This is a genomic window from Chitinophaga niastensis (assembly GCF_003014755.1).
Lineage (GTDB): Bacteria > Bacteroidota > Bacteroidia > Chitinophagales > Chitinophagaceae > Chitinophaga > Chitinophaga niastensis.
Window position 1 is genome coordinate 1 of the sequence record NZ_PYAW01000007.1, and the last position, 13,364, is coordinate 13,364.

Annotated in this window: 2 protein-coding genes; both read left to right on the forward strand. The window is 46.0% G+C overall.

Features of this window, described 5'->3' with window-relative positions; genetic code table 11:
* The first annotated feature begins 30 nt into the window (after positions 1-30).
* Positions 31-10,944, forward strand: coding sequence for a T9SS type B sorting domain-containing protein (locus tag CLV51_RS24160; protein WP_211302108.1), 10,914 nt, complete (start codon positions 31-33; stop codon positions 10,942-10,944).
* A gap of 122 nt (positions 10,945-11,066) precedes the next feature.
* On the forward strand, positions 11,067-13,319 hold the full coding sequence (locus CLV51_RS24165; protein ID WP_106530682.1) for a glycoside hydrolase family 20 protein: 2,253 nt from the start codon (positions 11,067-11,069) through the stop codon (positions 13,317-13,319).
* Positions 13,320-13,364: the final 45 nt, after the last annotated feature.

Sequence of the window (13,364 nt, forward strand, 5' to 3'; positions counted from 1 at the left end):
CAGGCAAACTGTAATAACACCAGCTTTACCATGACCGCCAAAGCTCCTACTGAGTTAGGCGCAAGCGGTAAATGGACATACCCTGCCACTCCAGGTATGACTGTTTCAAGTGATACAGATCCTAAAGCAACTATTTCTATTCCGGTAGGCACCAGTGTAACATTCACATGGACCGTTTCCAATGGTAAATGTGCCGCTACTGCTGCAACAGTTACATTAAGCAACTATGCGGTTCCGGCAAGTGCTGATGCCGGCAAGGATCAGGTAAACTGTAATAACACCAGCTTTACCATGACTGCCAAAGCTCCTACTGAGTTAGGCGCGAGCGGTAAATGGACATACCCTGCCACTCCAGGCATGACCGTTTCAAGTGATACAGATCCTAAAGCAACTATCTCTATCCCGGTTGGTACCAGTGTAACATTCACATGGACGGTTTCCAATGGTAAATGTGCCGCTACTGCTGCAACGGTGACATTAAGCAACTATGCAGTTCCGGCAATCGCTGATGCCGGTAAAAACCAGGTTAACTGTAATAACACCAGCTTTACCATGACTGCCAAAGCTCCTACAGAGTTAGGTGCGAGCGGTAAATGGACATACCCTGCCACTCCAGGCATGACGGTTTCAAGTGATACGGATCCTAAAGCAACTATTTCTATCCCGGTTGGTACCAGTGTAACATTTACCTGGACGGTTTCCAATGGTAAATGTGCCGCTACTGCTGCAACAGTTACATTAAGCAACTATGCGGTTCCGGCAATCGCTGATGCCGGCAAAGACCAGGTTAACTGTAATAACACCAGCTTTACCATGACCGCCAAAGCCCCTACAGAGTTAGGCGCGAGCGGTAAATGGACATACCCTGTTATTGTGGGTATGACTGTTTCAAGTGATACGGATCCTAAAGCAACCATCTCTATACCGGTTGGTACCAGTGTAACATTTACATGGACTGTTTCCAATGGTACATGCGCTGCTACTTCTGCTACGGTGACATTAAGCAACTATGCGGTTCCTGCGATCGCTGATGCCGGTAAAAACCAGGTAAACTGTAACAATACCAACTTTACTATGACCGCCAAAGCTCCTACTGAGTTAGGCGCGAGCGGTAAATGGACATACCCTGTTATTGTGGGTATGACCGTTTCAAGTGATACAGATCCTAAAGCAACCATCTCTATCCCGGTTGGTACCAGTGTAACATTCACATGGACGGTTTCAAATGGTAAATGTGCGGCTACCTCTGCAACCGTTACATTAAGCAACTATGCAGTTCCAGCAAATGCTGATGCCGGTAAAAACCAGGTAAACTGTAATAACACCAGCTTTACCATGACTGCCAAGGCTCCTACCGAGTTAGGCGCTTCAGGCAAATGGACATACCCTGTAGTAACTGGTATGACGGTTTCAAGTGATACGGATCCTAAAGCAACTATCTCTATTCCGGTTGGTACCAGTGTAACATTTACCTGGACCGTTTCCAACGGTAAATGTGCCGCTACTGCTGCAACAGTTACATTAAGCAACTATGCAGTACCAGCGATCGCTGATGCAGGCAAAGACCAGGTAAATTGTAATAACACCAGCTTTACCATGACCGCCAAAGCTCCTACTGAGTTAGGCGCAAGCGGTAAATGGACATACCCTGTTATTGTGGGTATGACGGTTTCAAGTGATACAGATCCTAAAGCAACTATTTCTATACCAGTAGGTACCAGTGTAACATTTACCTGGACTGTTTCTAACGGTAAATGTGCCGCTACTGCTGCAACCGTTACATTAAGCAACTATGCGGTTCCAGCAATCGCTGATGCCGGCAAAGACCAGATTAACTGTAACAATACCAGCTTTACCATGACCGCCAAAGCTCCTACCGAGTTAGGCGCAAGCGGTAAATGGACATACCCTGCCACTCCAGGTATGACTGTTTCAAGTGATACAGATCCTAAAGCAACTATTTCTATTCCGGTAGGCACCAGTGTAACATTCACATGGACCGTTTCCAATGGTAAATGTGCCGCTACTGCTGCAACCGTTACATTAAGCAACTATGCGGTTCCGGCAAGTGCTGATGCCGGTAAAGATCAGGTAAACTGTAATAACACCAGCTTTACCATGACTGCCAAAGCTCCTACTGAGTTAGGCGCGAGCGGTAAATGGACATACCCTGCTATTGTAGGTATGACCGTTTCAAGTGATACAGATCCTAAAGCAACCATTTCCATTCCAGTGGGCACCAGTGTAACATTTACCTGGACCGTTTCCAATGGTACATGTGCTGCCACTTCGGATAAAGTAACCTTAAGCAACTATGCGGTTCCGGCGATCGCTGATGCCGGCAAGGATCAGGTTAACTGTAATAACACCAACTTTACCATGACCGCCAAAGCTCCTACTGAGTTAGGCGCGAGCGGTAAATGGACATACCCTGTTATTGTAGGTATGACCGTTTCAAGTGACACGGATCCTAAAGCAACCATCTCTATACCGGTTGGCACCAGTGTAACATTCACATGGACCGTTTCCAACGGTAAATGTGCTGCTACTGCTGCAACGGTGACATTGAGCAACTATGCAGTACCGGCAATCGCTGATGCTGGCAAAGACCAGGCTAATTGTAACAATACCAGCTTTACCATGACCGCCAAAGCTCCTACTGAGTTAGGCGCAAGCGGTAAATGGACATACCCTGCCACTCCTGGCATGACCGTTTCAAGTGATACAGATCCTAAAGCAACTATCTCTATCCCGGTTGGTACCAGTGTGACATTCACATGGACGGTTTCTAACGGTAAATGTGCGGCTACTGCTGCAACAGTGACATTGAGCAACTATGCGGTTCCGGCAATCGCTGATGCCGGTAAAGACCAGGCAAACTGTAATAATACCAGCTTTACCATGACCGCCAAAGCTCCTACCGAGTTAGGCGCGGCTGGTAAATGGACATACCCTGCCATTCCCGGTATGACCGTTTCAAGTGATACGGATCCTAAAGCAACGATCTCTATTCCGGTTGGTACCAGTGTAACATTTACCTGGACCGTTTCCAACGGTAAATGTGCGGCTACTACTGCAACGGTTACATTAAGCAACTTTGCAGTACCAGCGATCGCTGATGCCGGTAAAAACCAGGTAAACTGTAATAACACCAGCTTTACAATGACCGCCAAAGCTCCTACTGAGTTAGGCGCTTCAGGCAAATGGACATATCCTGTTATTGTGGGTATGACCGTTTCAAGTGATACGGATCCTAAAGCAACGATCTCTATCCCGGTTGGCACCAGTGTAACATTTACCTGGACGGTTTCCAACGGTAAATGTGCGGCTACTGCTGCAACAGTTACATTAAGCAACTATGCAGTTCCGGCAATTGCCGATGCCGGCAAAGACCAGGTAAATTGTAACAGCACCGGCTTTACAATGACTGCCAAAGCTCCTACCGAGTTAGGCGCAAGCGGTAAATGGACATACCCTGCCACTCCAGGCATGACCGTTTCAAGTGATACGGATCCTAAAGCAACTATTTCTATACCAGTAGGTACCAGTGTAACATTTACCTGGACTGTTTCAAATGGTATATGTGCGGCCACTTCGGATAAAGTGACCTTGAGCAACTATGCGGTACCTGCAAGTGCTGATGCCGGCAAGGATCAGGTAAACTGTAATAATACCAGCTTTACCATGACCGCCAAAGCTCCTACCGAGTTAGGCGCAAGCGGTAAATGGACATACCCTGTTATTGTGGGTATGACCGTTTCAAGTGATACGGATCCTAAAGCAACCATCTCTATTCCGGTTGGTACTAGCGTGAAGTTTACATGGACGGTTTCCAATGGTATATGTGCGGCCACTTCTGCAACGGTGACATTAAGCAACTATGCGGTTCCTGCAATCGCTGATGCCGGCAAAGACCAGGTAAATTGTAACAGCACCAACTTTACCATGACCGCCAAAGCTCCTACTGAGTTAGGCGCAAGCGGTAAATGGACATACCCTGTTATTGTAGGTATGACCGTTTCAAGTGATACAGACCCTAAAGCAACCATCTCTATTCCGATGGGCAATAGCGTGAAGTTTACATGGACGGTTTCCAATGGTACATGTGCTGCTACTTCTGCTACGGTGACATTAAGCAACTATGCGGTTCCTGCGATCGCTGATGCCGGTAAAAACCAGGTAAACTGTAACAATACCAACTTTACCATGACCGCCAAAGCTCCTACTGAGTTAGGCGCGAGCGGTAAATGGACATACCCTGTTATTGTGGGTATGACCGTTTCAAGTGATACAGATCCTAAAGCAACCATCTCTATTCCGGTTGGTACCAGTGTAACATTTACCTGGACGGTTTCCAATGGTAAATGTGCCGCTACTGCTGCAACCGTTACATTAAGCAACTATGCAGTTCCAGCAAATGCTGATGCCGGCAAAGACCAGGTTAACTGTAATAACACCAACTTTACCATGACTGCTAAAGCTCCTACTGAGTTAGGCGCGAGCGGTAAATGGACATACCCTGTTATTGTAGGTATGACCGTTTCAAGTGATACAGATCCTAAAGCAACCATCTCTATTCCGGTTGGTACTAGCGTAACATTCACATGGACGGTTTCCAATGGTAAATGTGCTGCCACTTCTGCAACAGTTACATTAAGCAACTATGCGGTTCCAGCAATCGCTGATGCCGGCAAAGACCAGGTTAACTGTAATAACACCAGCTTTACCATGACCGCCAAAGCTCCTACTGAATTAGGCGCGAGCGGTAAATGGACATACCCTGTTATTGTGGGTATGACCGTTTCAAGTGATACGGATCCTAAAGCCACCATCTCTATTCCGGTTGGCAATAGCGTGAAATTCACGTGGACGGTTTCCAACGGTACATGTGCTGCTACTGCTGCAACGGTTACATTAAGCAACTATGCGATTCCTGCAATTGCCGATGCCGGCAAGGATCAGGTAAATTGTAATAGCACCAGCTTTACAATGAATGCCAAAGCTCCTACTGAATTAGGCGCGTCTGGTAAATGGACATACCCTGTTATTGCTGGTATGACCGTTTCAAGTGATACAGATCCTAAAGCAACCATCTCTATACCGGTGGGCAACAGCGTGAAATTCACTTGGACGGTTTCCAACGGTAAATGTGCCGCTACTACTGCAACGGTTACATTAAGCAACTATGCGGTTCCGGCAATTGCCGATGCCGGTAAAAATCAGGTAAACTGTAACAGCACCGGCTTCATTATGAACGCCAAGGCTCCTACTGAGTTAGGCGCGGCTGGTAAATGGACATACCCTGTAGTAACAGGCATGACAGTTTCAAGTGATACTGATCCTAAAGCCACCATCTCTATACCGGTGGGCAATAGCGTGAAATTCACGTGGACGGTTTCAAATGGTACATGTGCTGCCACTTCTGCAACAATCACATTAAGCAACTATGCAGTTCCAGCAATCGCTGATGCCGGCAAGGATCAGGTAAATTGTAATAGCACCAGCTTTACAATGACTGCCAAAGCTCCTACTGAATTAGGCGCGAGCGGTAAATGGACATACCCTGTTATTGCTGGTATGACCGTTTCAAGTGATACAGATCCTAAAGCAACCATCTCTATCCCGGTGGGCAACAGCGTGAAATTCACGTGGACGGTTTCAAATGGTATATGTGCGGCTACTGCTGCAACGGTTACATTAAGCAACTATGCAGTTCCGGCAATCGCTGATGCTGGGAAAGACCAGGTAAACTGTAACAGCACCAGCTTTACCATGAACGCCAAGGCCCCTACTGAGTTAGGTGCTGCAGGCAAATGGACATATCCTGTTATTGCGGGCATGACCGTTTCCAGTGATACAGATCCTAAAGCAACCATCTCTATACCAGTTGGTAATAGTGTGAAATTCACATGGACTGTTTCAAATGGTAAATGTGCTGCTACTTCCGCAACGATCACATTAAGCAACTATGCGGTTCCTGCAAAAGCAGATGCCGGATTAGACCAGAAAAACTGTAATAACACCAGCTTTACCATGAATGCCAAAGCTCCTACTGAGTTAGGCGCGGCTGGTAAATGGACATACCCTGCCACTCCAGGTATGACCGTTTCAAGTAATACAGATCCTAAAGCAACCATCTCCATTCCGGTTGGTACCAGCATAACATTTACCTGGACCGTTTCCAATGGTACTTGTGCTGCCACTTCGGATCAGGTAATCTTAACCAATTACGCTATCCCTGCTGTTGCCAAAGCTGGCAAAGACCAGGAAAACTGTAACAACCCATCCTTCACATTGAATGGCAACGCTCCTACCGAATACGGAGCAGTGGGTACATGGACAGTTCCAGCGGGTACTACCGGAGTAACCATCACCAATCCAAATCAGGCTAATACCACAGTAACGGTAACTGCCGGTCAAAGTGTAACCTTCACCTGGACCATCACCAATGGTACTTGTGCGGCAACAGCTGACAAGGTAGTAATCACCAACTATGCTACCGCCAATAAAGCCAATGCTGGTCCTGACCAAAAAATCTGTGGCAAAACAGATGATTTCAAAATGGCAGCAAATACACCAAGTGTAGCTACTGCCAAAGGAATATGGACAGACATCAGCCGCATACCAGGCAAGGCAACCATTAAATCACCGAACGATCCGTTTACCAATGTAACCGTTCCAATAGGTGATACAGTGGTATTACAATGGGCGATTGGCAACGGTGTATGTGACTCCACTTTCAGCAGAGTTACTATCATCAATTACAAAACCGCTACAACAGCAAACGCTGGTCCTGACCAGGAAAAATGTAATACTACGGCTGACTTCAAAATGAGCGCCAGCGCACCGGGAGCTACAAGTGCCACAGGTGTATGGACAGATGTAAGCCGCATTCCTAGCCTTGCCAGCATTAAGGAACCAAATAATCCGCTTACGGCAGTGACGGTTCCTTTAGGCGATACCGTTATATTGAAATGGACTGTTACAAATGGTGCATGCGCAAGCAGCAGCAGCACTGTAACCCTTATCAATTATGCGAAAGCTGCTGATGCAAATGCAGGTCCTGATCAGGAAATGTGTAATGCTACCGGTGACTTCACCATGGCTGCAGATGCTTTATCAGTTCCAAGTGCAAAAGGCTTCTGGTCTATTGTCAAAGGAAGTGCTGTTATCAAATCAATTAACAACCCTGCTTCCGGTGTAAATGTGAACGTGGGTGATACTGTTACCTTACGTTGGACCGTTACCAATGGCGTATGTAGTGCTACCTGGGATGATGTGACACTGATCAACTACAGATCGCCGGTAAAAGCCAATGCAGGAGCCAACAGCGAACATTGTAATGTGGATACTTTCCATATGCATGCAAGCGATCCTGGTGTAGCCGGTGCAATAGGCACCTGGGTTGTTACCAGCAGCAATGCATCACTGATCAACATCGCAGGAATCAATAAAAAAGATGCTATCGTAACAGTACCTGCCGGTGAAACAGCACAGCTCACCTGGGTGGTAAGCAACGGCGTATGCGATGCTACCAGCTCCAGCGTTACGCTGATTAACCGTAAACCGATACTGGGTAATACTATCACGGCTGATCAAACAGTATGTGCTACTGAAACGCCAATGGCTATAAGTAGTAATGTATTGACCGGCGGCAATGGTATTTACACTTACCAATGGCAGAAAAGCACCACCAGTGCTACCGGACCATTTACCAATATTACCGGTGCTACCGGCGATACTTATCAGCCGCCTGTACTCACTGCGAATACCTGGTACAGAAGAGTAGTAGCTTCCGGTGCATGTATCGATAACACCAGCAATGCTGTTAAGATTACCGTGGTTACACTAAGCCCAATAGTAACTTCCGTACCTCCTGCTATCACTACTGAATGTATACAGGGTAAGGATTATACCACACTGTTTAGTACACCGGTGTTCAGTCACGCACCTTATAATAATGAAAATCTCACTATCACCTACAATGATGCAACCGTAGTTAGTTCTGCATGTCTCTCTACTATCACCCGTACCTGGACAGCAAAAGACAGATGCGGATTGATGGTAACTGCTTCGCAAACCATTACGATCAGGGATACAAAAGCGCCGGTATTCACTACCTCCGCTCCTGCCGATATCACGGTGGATTGTGATAAAGTACCTGCTAAAGTAGATCTGACGGCGAAAGACGATTGCGCAGGTGATATCATTGTACCTGTTGTGGAAGTACGCCAGGATATGCCAGGCAGCTGTAGCAATAACTATCAACTGATCCGCACATGGACGGCAAAAGATGCCTGCAACACAGGTGTTACATTGAGACAGGTCATCACTGTAAAAGACATGACAGCACCTGTATTTGATATGCCAGCTCCTGCAGATACAACAGTGGATTGTGATAAAATACCAACAGGAATCAATCTTACTGCGAAGGACAACTGCACACCAGGTGTTATCACAGTGGTACCGAAAGATTCTATCGTTCGTAATACCAGCAATTGTGCCAGCAACTACCTCATCTATCGCAAATGGACAGCCTTTGATGAATGTGGTAATGCCAGGGCAGTACAGCAAATCATCAGTGTACAGGATACTACTAAACCAGTATTCAACATGCCTACACCGAAAGACACCGTAGTAGACTGTGATAAAGTACCGGCATGGACTACCATCACTGCAACTGATAACTGTACCAGTAATATCCAGGTATTCACCAGCTCTAAAACAGTGAAATTACCAGGAAGCTGCGCAGGTAACTATCAGGAAATCCGCACCTGGACGGCTACAGATGACTGTGGTAACAATACATCTATACAACAGATCATCACTGTACAGGATACCACTAAACCGGTATTCACCGTGAAACCTCCTGCAGATACCACTGTGAGCTGCGATAATATTCCTGCACCGGCAACAGATGTGAAGGTGAGCGATAATTGCAGCACTATTGGTAACGGCCTTACACTGAGCCGTAAGATCTATACAGAAAGTATCCCTGGTGCATGTGCCAGCAACTATCGCATCATCAGATTATGGACTGCGAAAGATGCATGTGGTAATACCTCCACCGTCACACAGGTGGTGACCGTAAAAGATACCACCAGACCGGTAATTATGCCGGCACCTGCTGATGTGGTGATCTTCTGCCAGGATAAAATTCCTACACCTCCGGTATTAACTGCTACAGACAACTGTGATGCTGCCTTCCCGAAAAGAGCTATCTATACGGAAGATCCGTTTGTGAAAGATATCTGTAACGGCTATACGATTGTAAGAAGATGGTCTATCATGGATGCATGCGGTAACAGAGCTGATGACGTAACACAACGTGTTATTGTAAAGCCTTGCGCTAAACCACAATTAGAGGCTAACCTGCCGGCTAATTGCTCGGACATGCCGAACATAGCCTTACACGCAGTAGGTAACGTTTCTATACCAACTTATACGTTGGTAAGCGTAACACCTGCTAATGCGGTGACCGGCCTGCCAATGACACAAAATAATAACGTGTTCAACCTGAATGGTGCTACATCTGCATCGTTCATCATAACAGATGGTGTTACCGGTTGTTCTTCTGATACCATGACTTACAACCTGACATACATCCAGAAACCGGTAGTGAACCTCGGTAACGATACCACTATCTGCGGCGGCAACAGCCTGGTACTGGATGCAGGTGCAGCTAACTTCGCCTACAGTATCAAATGGTCTACCGGCGCAACCACGCAAAGGATCAATATCACTGCAGCGGGTACTTACTGGGTAAATGTAAGCAACGGTCAATGTTCAACTACTGACACCATTCACGTAGGTCTGGTACCAACGCCACTGGTAACTATCCCTGATACTACCATCTGTCGTGGTCAATCCGTGAAACTGGATGCTTATGTAGACGGTGCACAATACCTCTGGAGCAATGGTTCTACCGCATCTTCCATACTGGTAAGCACACAGGAACAATTCTGGGTGAAAGTGATGAAGACAGGATGTATCACTATCGATACCATCAAAGTGAGTGTGAATCCTCCACCAGATATCAGCCTGAGTCGTGATACAGCGATCTGCCCTGATCAGTCTATCATGCTCACCGTTAATTCAAATGGTGGCCGTATCCAATGGCAAACAGGTGAAACCAGCAACTCTATCGTTGTAAACAAACCAGGCGGTTACTGGGTAGCAGTTAGCAGAGATAATTGTGTGGTGAGAGATACGGTAAATGTGAGAATGAAACCTACCATCAAATTAGATCTGGGACCAGACAAAAACATTTGTCCTGGTGCAACAGTTACCTTAGACGGTACTAACCCGGATGCTATCTCTTACCTCTGGAATGATGGTGATCCTAATCCGGTTAAACAAGTAACGCAAGCCGGTAAATACAAACTGGCGGTGATGGACAGATTCTGTCAACAAGTGTTCATGGATAGTGTAAAAGTAAATATCACTGGTTTGCCGAAAATAGATCTGGGTAGAGATACCACGCTGTGTAAAGGCGAAACACTTATACTGCGCGCAGAAGGCGGTGGTATAACAGGTGCCCGCTGGGATAATGGGACTTCAGGTCCTACCCTCACAGTAACCAATGGTGGTACTTACACCGTAACTGTGTTCAACGATTGTGGTACAGCTACTGATAATATCACAGTAGACTTTATACAATGTGAACCAAAACCAACGGTACCAAATGCCTTCTCACCAAATGGCGATGGACGTAATGATGTATTCAGACCAATAGTAAGAGGACAAATGTTCGAATATGAACTGCGCATCTTTAACCGTTGGGGAGAATTAATCTTTATCACTTCAGATGACCACAGAGGATGGGATGGTAAATACAAAGGCACTCCTGTAGATGTAGGCACCTACGTATGGTGGCTCTCTTACAAAAAAGTAGCCGGCGGTAAATCCAATGTACTCAAAGGAGAAGTAACCGTAGTCCGCTAATCCGGTAAACGATTATAAAATTTGCAAAAAGCATAAAGCCGGTTGGCTTTATGCTTTTTGCTTTTCACAAAAAACTCCCTACTTTCACGCCCTTCCTGTAAATTCAATAAAGTTTTGTGCGTATGTTAAAACGTTGTGCCAGTGTATTATTATTTATAGCATGTTATGGAATGTCTTCCCATGCTCAGTCTACCGGCAACCTGGATCTAATTCCAAGACCTTCTTCGATAGTGGTTACCCAGGGAACTTTTGCCATCACGGCGCAAAGTAAAGTGTACACTTCCCCGGTGTTTACTCCTGTGGCAGCACTCTTTGCGGAAGCGGCACATTTGCCCAAACCGCAATTTTCCCCACTAAAGACCAGATCTGTACAGTGTTTCATATTTCTTCCGGTAGACAAAACCGTTTTGCCGGATTCGGCTGGCTATCAGATTAAGATCACGCCGCATGCTGTATTCATTACTGCCTGCACCCAAACCGGAGCGCTTAATGCGGTGCAGACCTTATTGCAGCTGATACTCCTGCAACCGGATCAGTCTACCCTTCCATGTGCAGAAATCACGGACCATCCCCGTTTCTCCTACAGAGGTGTACACCTGGATGTGTCGCGGAATTTCTTCCCGGCCAGTTATATCAAGCGTTTCATAGACCTGATGGCATTATACAAGATGAACACCTTTCACTGGCATCTGACTGACGGCGCCGGCTGGCGACTGGAAATAAAACATTATCCCGCACTAACGCAAATAGCAGCCTGGCGCGACTACGCAGTATGGAAAGATTGGTGGGCAAAAGGGCGTCGTTATTCCCATGAAGGTGATCCTAACGCATATGGTGGTTATTATACACAGGCAGAGGCCCGCGAAATAGTTGCATATGCAGCACAGCGTGGCATCACAGTTATTCCTGAAATAGAAATGCCCGGGCATTCGGAAGAAGTGCTGGCCGTATATCCGCAACTGTCCTGCTCCGGCATACCTTATAAGAACTCGGAATTTTGCCTCGGCAACGACAGTACTTTTACTTTTCTGGAAAATGTTTTATCAGAAGTCATGGATATTTTCCCATCTACGTATATCCATATAGGTGGTGACGAGGCAAATAAAAAAGCATGGAAAACATGCCCCAAATGCCAGCAGCGTATTCATACAGAAAACCTGAAAGATGAAAACGGATTACAGAGTTATGGTGTGCGCCGCATGGAAAAGTTTCTTATAAAACATAAACGTAAACTCCTGGGTTGGGATGAAATCCTTGAGGGTGGCCTCGCACCGGAAGCTACGGTTATGTCGTGGCGTGGTGAAAGCGGTGGCATTGCTGCTGCAAAAGAAGGCCACGACGTAATCATGACACCTGGCGGCTATTGCTACTTCGACAGTTATCAGGCAGATCCTGCTACACAACCAGCAGCCATTGGCGGTTATCTTCCGGTAGATAAAGTGTACAGTTATGAACCGGTACCAAAAGAACTGAATGCTACTGAAGCTGCACATGTACTGGGTGCACAAGCTAATATCTGGACGGAATACATCCCTATTCCTTCCCACCTGGAATACATGACCTATCCACGTTTGCTGGCATTATCAGAAGTGGTATGGTCAGATACTGTACATAAAAATATAGATGATTTCAGGAAGAGATTACAATCACATTATCTCTTACTCCAACGGCTAAACGTAAATTATTATCGTCCTTCGTACGATGTTACTATTCATCCCAACATCGATTATGCGCATAAACGTACAGCGGTTTCTTTCAGCACAGAGCAATACCAGCCGCAAATCCGTTATACATTAGACGGCACTATACCTGGGAATCATTCAAAATTGTATACCGGCACGTTCGATGTTTCCGGGTCTGCCACGGTTACAGCTGCCATTTTCAAAGACACTGTGCTACAGGGAAAGCCAGCCGTTCTTCCAATAGATGATCATAAAGCAATTGGTAAAAAAGTAATCTATAATCTCCCTTATAGCAAAAGCTATCCTGCACAAAAAGAAGCAACATTGGTAAATGGCTATCGTGGTTCACTCACTTATGGAGATGGCCAGTGGCAAGGATTTGATGGCGAAGCGATGGATGTAACCATTGATATGGATCAGGAAATTCCACTCAATAATTTATCTGTAAGCTTTATGCAACTCACTGGTCCGGGTGTATACATGCCGGCTTTTGTGGAAGTATCAATTTCTGCAGATGGGAAAAAGTTCAGGCAGATTGATCGTGTAAACAATGATGTTCCAACGACTACAGCTACACTTACTTTTAAAGATTTCAGATTTGATCTCAGCGGTCAGAAAGCACGCTATATAAGGATTTATGCGAAGAACACACAACATGGATTTATGTTCGCAGACGAGATAATTATTTATTGATTTTGATATTTTAGAGAGATATTTAGTTTCAGCAACACATCTTCC